Annotated in this window: 17 protein-coding genes; 6 read left to right on the top strand and 11 right to left on the bottom strand. The window is 63.0% G+C overall.

Translation table 11 applies throughout. The annotated features are described in order from the left end of the window. Window positions 1-25 precede the first annotated feature (25 nt). From QN224_RS19075 to QN224_RS19060, 4 genes are all read left to right on the top strand, one after another. On the top strand, window positions 26-1,453 hold the full coding sequence (locus QN224_RS19075; RefSeq protein WP_283977946.1) for an ammonium transporter: 1,428 nt from the start codon (window positions 26-28) through the stop codon (window positions 1,451-1,453). Between the two features lie 362 nt (window positions 1,454-1,815). After that, window positions 1,816-4,482 carry a DNA translocase FtsK gene (locus QN224_RS19070; protein ID WP_283977945.1) on the top strand — a complete coding sequence of 889 codons (2,667 nt, stop codon included), beginning with the start codon at window positions 1,816-1,818 and terminating at the stop codon, window positions 4,480-4,482. A gap of 136 nt (window positions 4,483-4,618) precedes the next feature. Further along, complete coding sequence (locus QN224_RS19065; RefSeq protein ID WP_173508742.1) at window positions 4,619-5,284, top strand: outer membrane lipoprotein carrier protein LolA; 666 nt, start codon at window positions 4,619-4,621, stop codon at window positions 5,282-5,284. A 148-nt stretch (window positions 5,285-5,432) separates the two neighbouring features. Further along, the gene (locus QN224_RS19060) at window positions 5,433-6,239 is read left to right on the top strand and encodes an exodeoxyribonuclease III (RefSeq protein WP_283977944.1); all 807 of its coding nucleotides are present in this window, start codon (window positions 5,433-5,435) and stop codon (window positions 6,237-6,239) included. A gap of 12 nt (window positions 6,240-6,251) precedes the next feature. Here the strand turns inward: QN224_RS19060 and QN224_RS19055 are convergent, their stop codons facing one another. Then, window positions 6,252-6,707, bottom strand: a complete 456-nt coding sequence (locus QN224_RS19055) for a cyclic nucleotide-binding domain-containing protein (RefSeq protein ID WP_173508740.1) — start codon at window positions 6,705-6,707, stop codon at window positions 6,252-6,254. A 174-nt stretch (window positions 6,708-6,881) separates the two neighbouring features. Then, a complete protein-coding gene (locus tag QN224_RS19050) occupies window positions 6,882-7,565 on the bottom strand; it encodes a response regulator transcription factor (protein WP_173508739.1) in 684 nt (227 codons plus the stop codon). A 145-nt stretch (window positions 7,566-7,710) separates the two neighbouring features. On the opposite strand from QN224_RS19050, the gene QN224_RS19045 reads away from it, so the two are divergent. Continuing rightward, window positions 7,711-8,259 (top strand): L,D-transpeptidase family protein, encoded by a 549-nt coding sequence (locus QN224_RS19045; protein ID WP_283977943.1) that lies wholly within the window; start codon window positions 7,711-7,713, stop codon window positions 8,257-8,259. A 38-nt stretch (window positions 8,260-8,297) separates the two neighbouring features. On the opposite strand, the gene QN224_RS19040 is transcribed toward QN224_RS19045, so the two are convergent. From QN224_RS19040 to rplS, 5 genes are all read right to left on the bottom strand, one after another. Further along, window positions 8,298-8,843: a histidine phosphatase family protein gene (locus QN224_RS19040; protein ID WP_283977942.1), complete on the bottom strand. Its 546-nt coding sequence runs from the start codon at window positions 8,841-8,843 to the stop codon at window positions 8,298-8,300. A gap of 124 nt (window positions 8,844-8,967) precedes the next feature. Next, the gene (gene leuC / locus QN224_RS19035) at window positions 8,968-10,377 is read right to left on the bottom strand and encodes a 3-isopropylmalate dehydratase large subunit (RefSeq protein ID WP_283977941.1); all 1,410 of its coding nucleotides are present in this window, start codon (window positions 10,375-10,377) and stop codon (window positions 8,968-8,970) included. A gap of 282 nt (window positions 10,378-10,659) precedes the next feature. Then, window positions 10,660-11,484 carry an amino acid ABC transporter permease gene (locus QN224_RS19030; RefSeq protein ID WP_283977940.1) on the bottom strand — a complete coding sequence of 275 codons (825 nt, stop codon included), beginning with the start codon at window positions 11,482-11,484 and terminating at the stop codon, window positions 10,660-10,662. A 9-nt stretch (window positions 11,485-11,493) separates the two neighbouring features. Next, on the bottom strand, window positions 11,494-12,303 hold the full coding sequence (locus tag QN224_RS19025; RefSeq protein WP_173508734.1) for a basic amino acid ABC transporter substrate-binding protein: 810 nt from the start codon (window positions 12,301-12,303) through the stop codon (window positions 11,494-11,496). A gap of 250 nt (window positions 12,304-12,553) precedes the next feature. Next, on the bottom strand, window positions 12,554-13,096 hold the full coding sequence (gene rplS / locus QN224_RS19020) for a 50S ribosomal protein L19 (protein WP_173508733.1): 543 nt from the start codon (window positions 13,094-13,096) through the stop codon (window positions 12,554-12,556). A 331-nt stretch (window positions 13,097-13,427) separates the two neighbouring features. Between rplS and QN224_RS19015 the strand changes: the two genes are divergently transcribed. Beyond that, window positions 13,428-14,174 carry a sulfite exporter TauE/SafE family protein gene (locus tag QN224_RS19015; protein WP_283977939.1) on the top strand — a complete coding sequence of 249 codons (747 nt, stop codon included), beginning with the start codon at window positions 13,428-13,430 and terminating at the stop codon, window positions 14,172-14,174. A gap of 26 nt (window positions 14,175-14,200) precedes the next feature. Here QN224_RS19015 and trmD read toward each other — a convergent pair whose 3' ends face one another. The 4 genes from trmD to QN224_RS18995 form a co-directional block, all read right to left on the bottom strand. Then, window positions 14,201-14,902, bottom strand: coding sequence for a tRNA (guanosine(37)-N1)-methyltransferase TrmD (gene trmD, locus QN224_RS19010; protein WP_283978052.1), 702 nt, complete (start codon window positions 14,900-14,902; stop codon window positions 14,201-14,203). Between the two features lie 11 nt (window positions 14,903-14,913). Continuing rightward, on the bottom strand, window positions 14,914-15,477 hold the full coding sequence (gene rimM / locus QN224_RS19005) for a ribosome maturation factor RimM (protein WP_283977938.1): 564 nt from the start codon (window positions 15,475-15,477) through the stop codon (window positions 14,914-14,916). A 108-nt stretch (window positions 15,478-15,585) separates the two neighbouring features. Then, complete coding sequence (gene rpsP / locus QN224_RS19000; RefSeq protein WP_173508729.1) at window positions 15,586-15,960, bottom strand: 30S ribosomal protein S16; 375 nt, start codon at window positions 15,958-15,960, stop codon at window positions 15,586-15,588. 37 nt (window positions 15,961-15,997) lie between these two features. Further along, the gene (locus QN224_RS18995; protein WP_283964226.1) at window positions 15,998-16,333 is read right to left on the bottom strand and encodes a chorismate mutase; all 336 of its coding nucleotides are present in this window, start codon (window positions 16,331-16,333) and stop codon (window positions 15,998-16,000) included.

The following is a 16,333-nucleotide window of genomic DNA, read 5'->3' as shown; positions in this document are numbered from 1 at the left end:
ACGCCGTTCAGGGAGCATTTCTCAAATGTCATCGTTCAAACTTTCCACCTCTCTCGGACGCTTGGGCGCAACAGCTGCCGCCCTGCTTGCGCCGGTCGTCGCCTTCGCCCAGGAGGCGGCCCCAGCTGCTGCCGAGGCCGTTGCGGCAACCCCTGTTCCGGACAAGGGCGACACCACCTGGATGCTGCTGTCGACCATCCTCGTTCTGCTTATGACTGTTCCGGGGCTGGCGCTCTTCTATGGCGGTCTCGTGCGCGCCAAGAACATGCTGTCGGTGCTGATGCAGGTTCTGATGATCACCGCCATCGTCATGATTATCTGGGTGACCTACGGCTATTCGCTGGCTTTCACCGACGGCGGCTCGCTGAATTCCTTCATCGGCGGCTTCTCCAAGATGTTCCTTGCCGGCGTCGACACGACGACGCTCGCGGAAAGCTTCTCGAAGGGCGTCTTCATTCCCGAATACGTCTTCGTGGTGTTCCAGATGACCTTCGCCTGCATCACGCCGGCGCTGATCGTCGGCGCTTTCGCTGAGCGCATCCGCTTCTCGGCCGTCGTGCTGTTCGTCGTCCTCTGGGTCACCTTCGTCTACTTCCCGATCGCCCACATGGTCTGGTTCTGGGGCGGCCCGAGCGCCTACACGGCCCCGACCGGCCTGATCTTCTCCTTCGGCGCCATCGACTTTGCCGGCGGCACCGTCGTCCACATCAATGCCGGTGTCGCAGGTCTCGTCGGCGCGATCCTGCTCGGCAAGCGCACGGGCTACAAGAAAGAGATCATGGCACCGCATTCGATGACGCTCACGATGGTCGGCGCGTCGCTGCTGTGGGTCGGCTGGTTCGGCTTCAATGCCGGCTCCAACCTCGAAGCCAACGCCTATGCGGCGCTCGCCATGATCAACACCTTCCTCGCAACGGCCGCCGCAATCATCTCCTGGGCCGTGGTTGAAACGCTCGTCCGCGGCAAGGCTTCGATGCTCGGCGCTGCATCGGGTGCCGTTGCCGGTCTCGTCGCCGTCACGCCGGCTGCCGGCTTCGCCGGCCCTATGGGCGCGATCGTTCTCGGCCTCGCCGTCTCGCCGGTCTGCTACTTCTTCGTCGACGTGGTGAAGAACAAGTTCAACTATGACGACAGCCTCGACGTGTTCGGCATCCACGGCGTCGGCGGCATCCTCGGCGCGATCGGAACCGGCATCCTCGTCAACCCGGCGCTCGGCGGCGCAGGCATCGTCGACTACTCGACCGCCGACTTCGCCGCAGGCTACGCCGGCACGGCAACGCAGGTCTGGGCGCAGCTCAAGGGCGTCCTCGTCACCGTCGTCTGGTCCGGCATCGGCTCGGCCATCCTCTACAAGGTGGTCGACGCGCTCGTCGGTCTGCGCGTCTCGGTCGAGGCGGAGCGTGAGGGTCTCGACCTCTCCTCGCACGGCGAAGCCGCCTACCACACGAGCTAAGCGATTGCGCCGCCGCCTGCATGCAGGCGGCGGCGCCGACAGTCCCGTCGCGGTCCGTCTCGTTATTGCGGACCGCCCCTGGCCCGGATCCCCAAGATCCGGGCCTTTTTTGTCCGAGGCCGCCCTTTGTCTGGCGGCCGCGCCAATCGGTATTTTACCGGCACACGCTCATGGTTAATGTCGCATTAACCCTACTCCGCGTAGGTTGATTCCATGGCACGCAATGTGCCCGAAGCATCCCGCTCGCACGCAGCAACCTTCGAAGCTGGGCGTGGTGCTCCGGAATCAAAGTACTGGAACGTCCCCATGGTCTACCCATGAACGCGCGGCGCTCCGAAGGATCGACACGGGCAACAGGCAACATGAGCAGAAGCAATCCCGCAACGCTTGACAGCCGTTCCAACCGGTTCGTGCTGGCCACCTTCGTTTGGCGACAGGTCGCCTCGCTGGCAGGCTTTGCCCTGTTCGGCACACTGGCGCTCGCCGTCGCGGCGCTCTCGACATGGAACGTGTCTGACCCGAGCTTCTCCTACGCAACCTCAGACGAGCCGACCAATGTGCTCGGCTATGCCGGCGCCGCCTTCGCTGACATCTTCATGCAATTCTTCGGGCTGGCGAGCGTCGTCGCGCTGCTGCCCGCCGTCGCCTGGGCGCTCGTCCTCATCGGCGGCAAACCGTTCGACAAGGTATTCAAACGTCTCGGCTTCTGGTTCATCGGCTCCGCGCTTGCGGGCGCGGCGCTGAGCTGTGTTCCGGCGCCGATTACCTGGCCGCTTCCGAACGGCCTCGGCGGTGTTTTCGGCGACATGATCCTGCGCTTCCCGGCCCTTTTCACCGGCGCCTTCCCGACCGGCACGTTTGCCACCGTTCTCGCCTGCCTTTTCGCCGCCCCGGCTGCCTGGTGCCTGATCTATAGCGCCGGCCTCATCGGCGTCAGCGAGGAGCAAGAGGAAGCCCAGGCGGAGGAAGCCGCGCCGAGCAAGGCCCGCACCATCGGCGAGGAAATCGAGGATGAGGACGCGGGTGGCCCCTTCACCTTGCTCATGGGCTCGCTTGCCCATATGCGCTTTACGCTTGAGGCCCGCCTGCGCCGCGCCTTCGGCATGAGCGGCACGCGAAGCGCTAAACGCCAATATGACGAACCCTATGATTTCAACAACGACGAATTCGGCACGTTGAACGAACCGGTGCGGCCGAAACCGCTGGCCTCCACCGATCGTATTGAGCCTTCGCTCGACCGCTCGGAACGCCGCATCGTCACGCCGCCGCCGATCATGGCCGACGACGATGACGATTCGCCCTTCGATCTCGACGACCAGCGCCCCGCCGGCATCCTGCCGGACGACGACTACGACGACGTGGCCGCCGACTGGGCGCCGAAAGCCGCTCCGCCGAAGACAGCAGCGCTCGCCAAGGCCGGATCGCGCGTCGCGTCGCCGGCGCCGCGCCCCAAATCGGGCCAACGCATCGAACGCGAGGCGCAGCGCTCGTTTGTCGACGACGGCGGTGACTTCGTGCTGCCGCCGATGCAATTCCTTGCCGAACCGAAGAACATTGGCCGCGATCCCTCGCTTTCGTCCGACGCGCTCGAACAGAACGCTCGCATGCTCGAAGGCGTGCTCGAGGATTTCGGCGTCAAGGGCGAGATCATCCACGTTCGCCCCGGCCCCGTGGTCACGCTTTACGAACTCGAGCCGGCACCGGGCATCAAATCCTCCCGCGTCATCGGCCTTGCCGACGACATCGCCCGCTCGATGAGCGCGATCGCCGCCCGTGTCGCCGTCGTTCCGGGCCGCAATGCCATCGGCATCGAGCTGCCGAACCAGCGCCGCGAAACCGTCTACCTGCGCGAGTTGATCGGCTCGCGCGACTTCGAGACGACCAAGACCAGGCTCGCCATGGCGCTCGGCAAGACGATCGGGGGCGAACCCGTCATCGCCGATCTCGCCAAGATGCCGCACCTGCTCGTCGCCGGTACCACCGGTTCGGGCAAGTCGGTGGCGATCAACACGATGATCCTGTCGCTGCTCTATCGGCTCAGGCCAGATCAGTGCCGCCTGATCATGATCGACCCGAAGATGCTGGAACTCTCCGTCTATGACGGCATCCCGCACCTGCTTTCGCCGGTCGTGACCGATCCGAAGAAGGCCGTCGTCGCGCTGAAATGGACCGTGCGCGAGATGGAAGAGCGCTACAAGAAAATGTCCAAGATCGGTGTGCGCAACATCGACGGCTTCAACACCCGCGTCGAACAGGCGCTCGCCAAGGGCGACGCGATCACCCGCACGGTTCAGACCGGGTTCGACCGCCAGACGGGCGAAGCGATCTACGAGACGGAGGAATTCGATCTCACGCCGCTGCCTTATATCGTCGTGATCATCGACGAGATGGCCGATCTGATGATGGTCGCGGGCAAGGACATCGAGGGCGCCGTCCAGCGGCTCGCCCAGATGGCACGCGCGGCAGGCATTCACGTCATCATGGCGACCCAGCGCCCGTCGGTCGACGTCATCACCGGTACGATCAAGGCGAACTTCCCGACGCGCATCTCCTTCCAGGTCACCTCCAAGATCGACAGCCGCACGATCCTCGGCGAGCAGGGCGCCGAACAATTGCTCGGCATGGGCGACATGCTCTACATGGCCGGTGGCGGGCGCATCCAGCGCGTGCACGGTCCTTTCGTCTCCGACACGGAAGTGGAAGAGGTGGTCGCCTATTTGAAGACCCAGGGCGTGCCGCAATATCTCGATGCGATCACCGAAGACGATGGCGACGACGAGGACGGCGGCGGACCGGCCGGCACCTCCAACCTCGCCGATTCCGACGATCCCTACGATCAGGCGGTGGCGATCGTGCTGCGCGACGGCAAGGCCTCGACCTCCTATGTGCAGCGACGCCTCGGTATCGGTTATAATCGTGCCGCCTCGCTGATCGAGCGGATGGAGCAGGAAGGCATCATCGGACCGGCAAACCACGCCGGCAAGCGCGAGATCCTGGTGCCGACCGAGGCGGAAATCACCGGCCGGTAATCCGGCCCTCATCGCCGGCCGCCATGAGGCGCGGCCGGTAACGGTCATTTGAAAACGACGCCTCTTGCGGCATCGGGCAGCGCCTTGAAGGCGCCCCACTTGCTCTTCAAATGATCTTGAAATGAAGGAGACTGCGATGACAGAGACAAAAACCGGCCAGGACCGCAATCGGGCAATCTCGCGGCGCGTCTTCGTTTGCGGCCTGGCGGCTCTCGCGGGCATGGCCGGAACGACGCTCGATGCGAAGCACGCCTCGGCACAGGCCTCTGGTGTCGCCCAGAGGATCGCCGACCATTTTTCGTCGGTGAAGACGATGGCGGGCGAATTCGTGCAGTTCGGGCCGCGCGGCGAGCAGACGGGCGGCAAATTCTACATCCGCCGTCCCGGACGCATCCGCTTCAATTACGAGGCACCCTCCCCGATGCGGGTGATCGCCGACGGCAAGTCGGTCGTCATCGGCAACATGAAGCTGAAGACCTGGGACATCTACCCGCTTTCGAAGACGCCGCTCAATCTGTTGCTGAGCGAAAGGATCGACCTGACCGGCAGGATGGTGCGTGCCGTCCGGGAGGAGTCCGACCTCATCACCATCGTACTCGGAGACCGCTCCATCTTCGGTGATTCGACCATCACGATGATGTTCGACCCCAAGACCTACGATCTCCGGCAGTGGACGATCACCGATCCCCAGAAGAAGGACACTTCGGTGATGATCTTCAACGTTCGGACCGGAATGCAGCTGGACGACAAGGTTTTCCGCATTCCCTATGACGAGGTGCGCAACAAAGGGCGCGGCGGCTGATCAGGCAACACGGAAAACGGTGAGAAATGGCCGCCCTCGGGCGGCCTTTTTCTTGACTTGTCGATTGGCCCCAGACCTGCTTAAAACGTCCCGTGTTGCCGGACACTTGCTCTCCCGCCGTCGGCAAAAATTTCCAAAGGAATGAGGAATGGCCCTTTCCATCGCCACGTGGAACATCAACTCAATTCGTCTGCGCATGCCGCTGGTAGAGCACTTTCTGAAGACATGGCAGCCCGACATCCTGTGCCTGCAGGAAACCAAATGCCCGAACGACCAGTTTCCGTCGTCGCCACTCAAAAGCCTCGGCTACAAATACATCGAGATGCACGGCCAGAAAGGCTATCACGGCGTGGCGACCGTTTCGCGCCTGCCGCTGCATGAGCTTTCCGACCGCCGCGACTATTGCGGCGTTGGCGACGCACGCCATCTTTCGGTAGTCTTCGCCGCCGCCGGCAAGACGATACGGCTGCACAACTTCTATGTGCCGGCCGGTGGCGACGAGCCGGACCGGACGATCAATCCGAAGTTCGGCCACAAGCTCGACTTCGTCGACGAAATGAAGCTCCTGCACGCCGAAGCCGAAGCCGGCGTCTCGTCCATTCTCGTCGGCGATCTCAACATCGCGCCTCTCGAGGACGACGTCTGGTCGCACAAGCAGCTCTTGAAGATCGTCAGCCATACCCCGATCGAGACCGAAGGCCTGATATCGGTAATGACCAACGGCGGTTGGGTGGACCTGATGCGCCAGCACGTTCCGCCGCCGGAAAAGCTCTACACCTGGTGGAGTTATCGTGCGAAGGATTGGGCCTTGGCCGACCGCGGCCGCCGCCTTGATCACATCTGGTCCTCGGCCGACCTCGCGCCGAAACTGAGCCGCATCGACATCCTGCGCGAGGCACGCGGCTGGGATCGCCCTTCCGACCACGTGCCAGTGATCGCGCATTTCGATCTTTGAACCGGTGCTGCCCTAAGCAAAACGGCCGGCGAGCGCCTCGGCGCGCCGGATCATTGCCTGCAGGTTCTCGCGGATGCGGGCTTCGACGAGCGCCGTCACCTCCGGGTACTCTTCCAGCATTCGGCGAAAAAGCGGGCGATTGATGCGGATGACTTCGCTGTCTTCGTCGGCGGTCGCGGTGAATTTGCGTTCAACCATCGAAATCAGCGCCAGTTCGGACAGCAGCGCGCCTCGCTCAACGGTGGTCACGTGCTGCGGTCGACCCTCGCCGTCCGCCTTGGAAAGCGTGAAGCTGCCGGTGGCGACGGCAAAGGCACAGTCGGCCGGCGCCCCTTCGCGAAAGAGTTCCTGGCCTTTCGACAAGCGGCGGCGCTCCGCACCGAAGGCAATCAGCCTCAGCTTGTCCTCGCTGATATCGGCGAATAGCGCGACGTTGGACAAAAGCGCGATGTCGTCATTGAGTGCCAAAGCGGCAAATCTCCTGGCTCACATTGCAGCGCCGCGCGTCTCGTCAGATGCAAGGATCGCTGTAGCACTTTGAATGACTGCATGTTTCCTTTGATCGGTTGCGATTTAAGAAAACATGCAGAAAGAAGCGGGATGCGGAACGGAAAACCGCTTCACGCCTTGCCGCAATCCCGCCTAAGGAACGATCTTGTAGCCGCCGTTCTCTGTCACCAAAATCTCCGCATTGGAAGGGTCCCGCTCGATTTTCTGACGGAGCCGGTAGACATGCGTTTCCAGCGTGTGCGTGGTGACGCCGGAATTGTAGCCCCAGACCTCTTCGAGCAGGACGTCGCGCGTGACCACTTTCTGGTCGGCGCGGTAGAGATAGCGGATGATCGCCGCTTCCTTCTCCGTCAGGCGGATCTTCTGGCCGTTCTCCATCGTCAGCAGTTTCTGGCTCGGCTTGAACGTGTAGGGACCGACGCTGAAGGTGGCGTCCTCGCTCTGCTCGTGCTGGCGAAGCTGGGCGCGAATGCGCGCGAGCAGAACGGCAAACCGAAAGGGCTTCGTAACGTAATCGTTGGCGCCCGCTTCAAGCCCGAGGATGGTGTCCGAATCGGTGTCATGGCCTGTCAGCATGATGATCGGCGCCTTGAAGCCGCCCTTGCGCAGGAGCTTGACCGCCTCGCGGCCATCCATGTCGGGCAGGCCGACATCCATGATCAGGAGGTCGACCTGATGCGCGCGAGCCGCCTGGATCCCCTTGCCGGCGGTCGCCTCTTGCAGAAGGTCGAACTCTTCGTAGAGAGAAAGCTGTTCTACCAATGTTTCGCGCAGGTCATTGTCGTCATCGACAAGGAGAATGGTGCGTGTCGCCATGGGGGACAATTCCTGTTTGCTTCCTGAATCAAAACTAGCTCAAATGCCGCGCTTGGCAAGCCGGCCGCCGTTGAGCGTCGTCATAAATGCAACCATGCCTATGGTTGTCACTAAGTCACGGACAAGGCAAAATTTTGTGAGAATAATGCGCAAGAAAACGTCGGGAGTAAGATCGCCGAAATCCACGATCATCGTCAGAACGGCGCCCCGCGACCGCCGGCGCGCGCTTGTCAGTTTCGACGGCAGAACGGAGCAGGCGGCGATCGGCCGTGGCGGCGTGACGGCGGTGAAGCGCGAGGGCGACGGCGCAACGCCGCGTGCATCGATGAAACTGATCGGCGGCTACATGCGTCGCGACCGTATCTCCCTGCCACCGACTTGTCTGCCGATGCGCGCGATCCGCCGCGACATGCTCTGGTGCGACGATCCGAGGCACGCCTCCTATAACCGCCCGGCCAGAGCCCCGCTTGCGGCCAGCCACGAGACGATGTTGCGCGACGACGGCCTCTATGATGTCTGCCTGGTCATGGACTGGAACATTTTCTCCAGGCGGCGCAACGCCGGCTCCGCGATCTTCTTCCATCTGATCCGCCCGGGCTACCAGCCGACGCAGGGCTGCGTCGCCGTCAGCCTGCCGGCGATGAGGCGGCTGATCCGGCACATGCGCCGGGGAACGGTCGTGACGGTATTGTGAGCGCATCCACCGCCCGCAGCGGCGTTGCGGTAGGCGCGTCAGGTGGATTGCTCGAGCATGTGCGGTGTCACGAACCGGATGAGGCGACCCTTGCCGGGGCCGACATCCGACCACTGCTCGACGTTGAAATCGAGAACGGCAAGGCCCGCGGTCGGGAACTTGCCTCGAAGACGCGCGAGTGCCGCGGCATCACCGTCGCCAGCGAGCATCAGCGCGAGCTCCGTCATTCCCGGATTGTGCCCGACCAGCAGCAAACGGTGTATCGACGGTTCCACCGCGCGAATGGTCGCCAGAATGGCCGGCGCGCCGACCTCGTAGATGCCGGCGGCGTTCTCGGCAACAATGTCGGGCGGCAGGGCCTCCGAGACAAGCGCCCAGGTTTCCTGCGCACGCCGCGCGATCGAGACGAGGGCGAGATCCGGAATCAATCCCGTGCGCGCCATGTAGTCGCCGATGACCGGCGCCGCCTTTCGCCCACGGCCGGCAAGCGGCCGGCGCTGGTCGGCAACGCCCTCGGGCCAGGCCGACTTGGCGTGGCGCAGAAGCATGAGGCGGCGCGTCATCGGCTTTGCATTCTCAGGCATGACGTGCTCTTCGTGCTGAGACTTCTATGGCGAAAGGGCTCCCATTGTCGCAAAACATCGGCGCCGCGCAATAAAAAAGGCCGCCCCGAGGGGCGGCCATAGACGCCGGAAAGCTCGAACCGGCTTACTTCCACTCGCGAATATCGATGAAGTGCCCAGCAACCGCCGCGGCCGCGGCCATGGCCGGGGAGACCAGATGCGTGCGCCCCTTGAAGCCCTGGCGGCCTTCGAAGTTGCGGTTCGATGTCGAGGCGCAACGCTCGCCCGGCTTCAACCGGTCGTCGTTCATGGCAAGGCACATGGAGCAGCCGGGTTCGCGCCAGTCGAAGCCCGCTTCCTTGAAGATCCTGTCGAGCCCCTCGGCTTCCGCCTGTTCCTTGACGAGACCGGAGCCCGGCACGATCATCGCGGAAACGGTCGGGGCGACCTTGCGGCCTTCGACGACCTTCGCGACAGCGCGCAGGTCCTCGATGCGGCCGTTGGTACACGAGCCGATGAAGACCCGGTCGATCGCGATGTCGGTGATCTTCGTGCCCGGCTTCAGGCCCATATAGTCGAGCGCACGCCATTTCGAAGCGCGCTTCGTCTCGTCCTGGATTTCATCCGGGTTCGGAACGATGCCCTGCACCGAGACCACGTCTTCCGGCGAGGAACCCCAGGAAACGATCGGCGGCAGGTTGGCAGCGTCGAGCACGACGACGCGGTCATAGTGGGCGCCCTCGTCCGTATGCAGCGTCCTCCAGTATTCGAGCGCCATGTCCCAGGCCTTGCCCTTCGGTGCGCGCGGCCGGTCCTTGATATAGGCGAAGGTCGTTTCGTCCGGCGCGATCAGGCCGGCGCGGGCGCCGCCTTCGATCGTCATGTTGCAGATCGTCATGCGGCCTTCCATCGAGAGCGAACGGATGGCTTCGCCGGCGAACTCGATGACATGGCCGGTGCCGCCGGCCGTGCCGATTTCGCCGATGATCGCGAGGATGATGTCCTTGGCGGTGACGCCCGGCGGCAGTTGGCCGTCGACGCGCACCAGCATATTCTTGGCCTTCTTCTGGATCAGCGTCTGCGTCGCCAGGACATGCTCGACTTCAGAGGTGCCGATACCGTGCGCCAGCGCGCCGAAGGCGCCGTGCGTCGAGGTATGGCTGTCGCCGCACACGATCGTCATGCCCGGCAGCGTGAAGCCCTGTTCAGGACCAACGATATGGACGATGCCCTGGCGCTTGTCGTTCTCGGAATAATATTCGACGCCGAAATCAGCGGCGTTCCTGGCAAGCGCCTCGACCTGGATGCGGCTTTCCTCGTTCTTGATGCCGAGGTGCCGATCGGGCGACGTCGGGACGTTATGGTCGACGACAGCGAGCGTCTTTTCCGGCGCGCGGACCTTGCGGCCGGCCATGCGCAGGCCCTCGAAGGCCTGCGGGCTCGTCACCTCGTGGACGAGGTGACGATCGATGTAGAGAAGACAGGTGCCGTCCTCCTGGCTGTTGACCAGGTGATCGTCCCAGATCTTGTCATAGAGGGTACGCGGTGCGCTCATGGCAGTATGTCCATTTGAATTTTCAGAATATGGGAAAGGCCGGCAGCAGGGCGGCCGGAAAAACTGGTCGAACGATCAGGATAGGCGGCTGGTGAGCGCGCCGGAAACCCGCGCGAAAAAGCGTGCCGGCAGACGCTTGTGGTCCTGCAGCACGACGATTTTCTGTTCGCGACATCCGAATTTGGATTCCATGGCCGTGCTCATATCAATTTTTTGACACTTCGGCAATTGGCGAGATGCGGAGCGACTCCGCGAACCACCCCTTCCAACGAAGACGAGAACCTATCGCGGCGCCTCCGCACGCCGCAGCCGCCGCTCGAGCGCCCGGAGCGCCAGCGACAGGCCAATCGTCAGGATGAGATAGACATAGGCGACGATGGAATAGGTCTCGAAGAAGCGGAAAGAGCCCGAGGCATAGATCTTACCCATCTGGGTGATATCGGCGACGCCGAGCACCGAGACCAGCGAGGAATCCTTGACCATCGCCACGAAGTCGTTACCGAGCGGCGGCAGGATGATGCGGATCGCCTGCGGGAAGACGACGAGGCGAAAGCGCTGATAGCGCGAAAGCCCGAGCGCCTTCGCCGCCTCCACCTGCCCCTTGTCGACCGACTGGATGCCGGCGCGAAAGACCTCGGCGATGAAGGCCGAATAGCCGATCATCAGGGCGATGATCGCCCGCCACATCAGCGAGATATCGCGCACCACGAGCGGCTCCATCCAGCCTGTAGAAATGAAGGGCGAGGCCGCGAAATTCGCCACGACCACCAGCGCTGGCGCGCCGACGAAGGCGATGTAGAAGAGCAGAACGAGGATCGGCACGCCACGGATCACCTCGACATAGAAGCGCGCGGTCTGGCGCAGCGCGACATGCTCCGAAAGCGCCATCAACGCTACGCCGAGGCCAAGCACCGTCGCCAGCGCAAAACCCATCAGCGTCACGAAAACAGTGACGCCGATGCCTTTGAGGACGACGTTGAAAACCTGGGAAAAGATGTCGTTGGTTGCAATAACCGCGGCGAGCGCCACGGCAATGACGAGAAGGGCGACCAGCCACCAGGGATAGTCGCCCTTCTGGGACGTGTCGGAAGGCTGCACGGGCGCCATTTTCCGCGCTTAGCCGCCCATCTTGTAGTCGAGGAACCACTTCTTGTTCAGCGCATCGAGAGTGCCGTCCTCCTTCAGCGCCTTGATGGCAGCATTGATCGGGGCGACGAGATCGGAGCCCTTCGGGAAGATGAAGCCGAAATCCTCGGTGCCGAGCGGCTCGCCGACGACCTTGAGCTTGCCTTCCGAAGAATCGACATAGCCCTTCGCGGCCACGCTGTCGGTCAGCACGAGGTCGACGTCGCCGGCCTTCAAGGCCTGCACCGTCGCGCCAAAGGTCTCGAACAGCTTGATGCGCGGGTTCTGCTCGTTGCCGTCAAGGATCTCATAGACCGCCGTGTAGAACGGCGAAGTCCCGGGCTGGGCGCCGATCAGCGCATCCTCGACTGCGGCGAAGCTCTTGGCGTCCTTGAAGCGGGTTTCGTCGCCGCGCACCAGCATGAACTGCTGCGAGCGCATATAAGGGTCGGAGAAGTCGACCTTTTCCTTGCGGTCGTCCTTGATGGTGATGCCGGTCATGCCGATCTGGTACTGGCCATCGGAGACTGCCTGAATCATCGCGTCCCAGCTGGTGTTCTGGTATTCGACCTTGAAGTTCAGCCGCTTGGCGATCTCGTTCATCGCATCATACTCCCATCCGACGGCCTGGCCGGTCTTCGGATCCACGAATTGCAGCGGCGGATAGGCATTCTCGGTGACGACGACAACCGTCTTGCCGCCGAGATCCGGCAGGTCGCTCGCGACAGCGGGCGCGGAGAATGCGAATGGAACGGCGAGGGCTGCGGCGATACCCGCAAGCACATGGCGACGGCATGTCATTGGAGAAGCTCCCGAAAATTGTGGCGACAGAAAATGTCACAAATTTCACCGGGAAGACAAGCAGATAGATCACAATGATTTGGGATCGACGCAAAATCATTGCCATCCGATTTTTGAAGATCGAGGGATGCGGGCGGAAAGCCGCCTTGCCGGGATCCCGCTTCGTGCATGAACGCTCCAAGGACGCTCTGGCGACGAAAAAGAAAGGCGGCCCGAGGCCGCCTTTCCGCAAATCCGAGGATCTGAAATCTTATTCTGCGGCGTTTTCCGCTGCCTTTGCCTCGGCAGCTTCGGCTGCTGCCTTTGCTTCGGCGGCTTCCGCTGCTGCCTTCTCGGCGGCAAGCGCCTGGGCGGCTGCAACCTTTTCAGCCTCGATGCGTGCCTTTTCGTCGGCAACGGCCTGGCGCTCGGCTTCGTTCAGCTTGCGGGCGCGCGTGCCGGTGTTCTCGACGATACGGGCCGACTTGCCGCGACGATCACGCAGATAGTAGAGCTTGGCGCGACGAACCTTACCGCGGCGGACCACTTCGACGCTCTCTACGAGCGGAGAATAAACCGGGAATACGCGCTCGACGCCTTCGCCGTAGGAGATCTTGCGAACGGTGAAGCTCTCGTTGATGCCGCCGCCGGAACGGGCGATGCAGACGCCTTCATAGGCCTGGACGCGGGTACGGTTGCCTTCGACAACGCGGACGTTGACGCGGACGGTGTCGCCGGCGGAGAAATCGGGAAGGGTGCGCTTTGCGGCGATCTTGGCGGCCTGTTCGGCTTCCAGCTGCTGGATGATGTTCATCGGTCTAACCTTTGCGTTCTTCTGAAACAGCCAGAGCGCCCTCGATCAGCCTGTTGGATTTCCCTTCAAGCTTTGCCGTACTTATGGCAGGAGCGGATTCGCCATTCTTTGTTGGTGGTCGACGGGCAAAGAACCCGAACCGGGGCGGCACATACACCAAACGATCCGCCTTGTCATCCCCGAAAGCGGATTTTCCGGGCGCTCGCCGCCTCAGAAACGGCATTTTATCAGAATTGCCTGAAATTCCAGGCATTGGACACACTTTCGGCGACGGGCTTGCGGTCGTTTTCGTCAGCGGCTATCCCGGTGTCCACGCGGTTCGGGGATAGCCATGACGATCGTCCAAGCTCTTCTGCTTTTTGTTTCGGGTTTCCTTTCCGGTGTCGTCAACGCCATCGCAGGCGGCGGCACCTTTCTGACCTTCGGCGCCATGACGCTTGGCGGGCTGCCGCCGATCGTTGCCAACGCCACCTCGTCGATCATCCAGTTTCCCGGCTACATCACCTCGGCGCTTGCCTATGCCAAGGAAATCCGCGCGGACCGGCGGAACGCAATCGTCCTTGGCATCATTTCGGCGATCGGCGGACTTGCGGGCGCGCTGCTCCTGCTTTCGCTCTCCAACCCGTCCTTCCGAGCGATGGTGCCCTGGTTGCTGATCGCCGCGACGGTGATCTTCGCGGCCGGCCCCCTGCTGAAACCCAAGGCGCGCAGCGACGAACACCGAATCGGTCCCCTCGGGGTCGCCAGCCAGATGGTGACCTCCGTCTATGGCGGTTTCTTCGGCGCCGGCATGGGCATCATGATGCTGGCGGTGCTGGGGCTCGCGACCGGCGGCGGCTACCATCGGCTGAATGCGCTGAAGAACTTCATCTCGATCGTCATTGCCGCAATCGCAATCGCTGTCTTTGCCGCAGGCGGGGTCGTCTCCTGGCTGCACGCGGCGATCATGGTTCCGGGCGCGGCCCTTGGTGGTTATTCGGGCGTCTGGGCGGCGCGCCGCGTTCCCCAGGCGATCATTCGGGCGCTCGTCGTCGCGGTCGGGTTGCTGCTCGCCGCCTATTATTTCTTCACCGGCTGACCGACAGCGCGCACTGCTGCTGCGTCCTAGCGCGCCTTGTCAGACGCGCCGCGCTGTAGAAGATCCGGCCGGCGCTCCGCCGTCAATTTCCGGGCCTCGGCCTCGCGCCACTTGGCGATGGCGCCGTGGTTTCCGGAGGTGAGCACGGCTGGAATTTCGTGGCCTTCAAAGACCTGCGGCCGCGTATAGTGCGGATGCTCCAGAAGGCCTCCCTCGAAACTCTCGTGCACGCCGGACAATTCGTTGCCCATCACGCCGGGCAGAATGCGCACGACGGCATCGAGCAGCACGAGCGCCGCGGGCTCGCCGCCGGAGAGAATATAGTCGCCGATCGACACTTCCTCGAGATTGCGGGTGTCGATAACCCGCTGATCGACCCCCTCGAAACGGCCGCAGACAATGACGACGCCTGGACCGGCGGCGAGTTCCCGCACGCGATCCTGCGTCAACGGCCGACCACGCGGGCTCATCAGTAATCGCGGACGACCATCGTCAGCGGAAACCCCGTCGATCGCGCGCGCCAGCACGTCGGGCTTCAGCACCATGCCGGCGCCGCCGCCGGCCGGCGTGTCGTCCACGGTCCGGTGCTTGTCCTCGGCGAAATCACGAATCTGCACGGGCTCGATCGACCACTGCCCGCGTTCCAGTGCTTTGCCGGCGAGCGAAACGCCAAGATGCCCGGGAAACATTTCCGGATAGAGCGTCAGGACCGTCGCGCGAAAGGACATCGCCGAACTGCTCACTTGCTCTTCTTCGGGAACGGATTGCCGGCGCCGTCGTCCTTGGCGTCGAGAAGGCCGGCCGCAACTGGATCGACCAGCAGCCTGCCGGCCTCGAGATCGATTTCGAGCACCGACCATTCGGTAAAGGGGATCAGCACCGGCCGCCGGCCCGGCCCCTTCAGTTCCAGCAGGTCCCCGGCACCGAAGTCGAAGACACCGGTTACCGAGCCGTAGCTCCGGCCGGTTCCGTCAACCGCTTCCAAGCCTTCGAGATCGGCGTAGAAGAACTCGTCCTCGTCGAGATCGTCGTCGGGAAGATTGTCGCGCTCGATGAAAAGTTCGAGCCCGTTGAGGGCTTCGGCGGCGGTCCGGTCGTTGATGCCGCGAAAGCGCACCACGACCATGTTCTTGGCCTCGCGGATCTCGAGCACCTCGAACACGCGCCCGTCTGCGCTGTGCAGGTTGCCGTAGTCGCCGAGCGCGCTCGGATCAGCGGTATAGGATTTTGCACGCACTTCGCCGCGCAGGCCCTGGGCCGCACCGACCGTCGCCACCAGGACTGGATTTTCAAGTTTGCTCATGCTCTGCATCCATTTCCGATTTCGGGCGCGGTCCGGATTCCGTGTGCACATAAAGCAAAACGGGCGGCATGAAAATGCCACCCGTTTGCCACACCGTTTTGACGGATATTATTCCGCGGCTGCTTCGGCAGCGGCTGCAGCTGCTTCTTCGGCACGCTGCTTGGCTTCGGCGGCACGCTCCTGTGCCTTCTTGCCGGGCTGTGCCTTGTTCGGGTTGTTGCGGGCCGGGCGCTTGGCAAGACCAGCTTGGTCGAGGAAGCGCAGGACGCGGTCGGTCGGCTGCGCGCCCTGGGCGATCCAGTGGTTCACGCGCTCAGCGTCGAGCTCGACGCGCTTTTCGTCATCCTTGCCGAGCATCGGGTTCCAGGAACCGAGCTTCTCGAGGAAGCGGCCGTCACGCGGGCTGCGCGCATCGGCGACGACGATCTGGTAGTAGGGGCGCTTCTTGGAACCACCACGGGCGAGACGAATTTTCAGTGCCATTTCAATTACTCCTTGCAGGCTTCTTTGACCGCTTCTTTCAAGCGGAATGGGTTGCGCCGGCGTTGCTCGCGGGCTGCGAGCGATCGGCGGCGATGGCTTCATGATGCCGGATGACTTCCTTGATGATGAAGTTCAGGAACTTCTCGGCGAAATCCGGGTCCAGATTGGCATCCTTCGCCAGGCGGCGGAGGCGTTCGATCTGGTATTCCTCGCGCGCCGGATCCGCCGGCGGCAATTGATGCTTGGCCTTGAGAACGCCGACCGCCTTGGTGCAGCGGAAACGTTCGGCCAGCATGTGGACGAGCGCGGCATCGATATTGTCGATCGACTGCCGGTAGCCCGCCAATTCCTCTCTGATCTCGGGATCAATCAT

Origin of the sequence: Sinorhizobium sp. 7-81, assembly GCF_030124405.1 — a bacterium.
GTDB lineage: Bacteria > Pseudomonadota > Alphaproteobacteria > Rhizobiales > Rhizobiaceae > Sinorhizobium > Sinorhizobium psoraleae.
Note: the sequence above shows the minus strand (reverse complement) of the source record. Positions and strands in the feature narration are given on the sequence as shown.

Bases quoted from the DNA above. Each gene is read 5' to 3' on its own strand.
- QN224_RS19075 (WP_283977946.1), top strand. From the start codon at position 26: ATGTCATCGTTCAAACTTTCCACCTCTCTCGGACGCTTGGGCGCAACA.
- QN224_RS19070 (WP_283977945.1), top strand. From the start codon at position 1,816: ATGAGCAGAAGCAATCCCGCAACGCTTGACAGCCGTTCCAACCGGTTC.
- QN224_RS19065 (WP_173508742.1), top strand. From the start codon at position 4,619: ATGACAGAGACAAAAACCGGCCAGGACCGCAATCGGGCAATCTCGCGG.
- QN224_RS19060 (WP_283977944.1), top strand. From the start codon at position 5,433: ATGGCCCTTTCCATCGCCACGTGGAACATCAACTCAATTCGTCTGCGC.
- QN224_RS19050 (WP_173508739.1), bottom strand. From the start codon at position 7,565: ATGGCGACACGCACCATTCTCCTTGTCGATGACGACAATGACCTGCGC.
- QN224_RS19045 (WP_283977943.1), top strand. From the start codon at position 7,711: ATGCGCAAGAAAACGTCGGGAGTAAGATCGCCGAAATCCACGATCATC.
- QN224_RS19040 (WP_283977942.1), bottom strand. From the start codon at position 8,843: ATGCCTGAGAATGCAAAGCCGATGACGCGCCGCCTCATGCTTCTGCGC.
- leuC (WP_283977941.1), bottom strand. From the start codon at position 10,377: ATGAGCGCACCGCGTACCCTCTATGACAAGATCTGGGACGATCACCTG.
- QN224_RS19030 (WP_283977940.1), bottom strand. From the start codon at position 11,484: ATGGCGCCCGTGCAGCCTTCCGACACGTCCCAGAAGGGCGACTATCCC.
- QN224_RS19025 (WP_173508734.1), bottom strand. From the start codon at position 12,303: ATGACATGCCGTCGCCATGTGCTTGCGGGTATCGCCGCAGCCCTCGCC.
- rplS (WP_173508733.1), bottom strand. From the start codon at position 13,096: ATGAACATCATCCAGCAGCTGGAAGCCGAACAGGCCGCCAAGATCGCC.
- QN224_RS19015 (WP_283977939.1), top strand. From the start codon at position 13,428: ATGACGATCGTCCAAGCTCTTCTGCTTTTTGTTTCGGGTTTCCTTTCC.
- trmD (WP_283978052.1), bottom strand. From the start codon at position 14,902: ATGTCCTTTCGCGCGACGGTCCTGACGCTCTATCCGGAAATGTTTCCC.
- rimM (WP_283977938.1), bottom strand. From the start codon at position 15,477: ATGAGCAAACTTGAAAATCCAGTCCTGGTGGCGACGGTCGGTGCGGCC.
- rpsP (WP_173508729.1), bottom strand. From the start codon at position 15,960: ATGGCACTGAAAATTCGTCTCGCCCGTGGTGGTTCCAAGAAGCGCCCC.
- QN224_RS18995 (WP_283964226.1), bottom strand. From the start codon at position 16,333: ATGATTGATCCCGAGATCAGAGAGGAATTGGCGGGCTACCGGCAGTCG.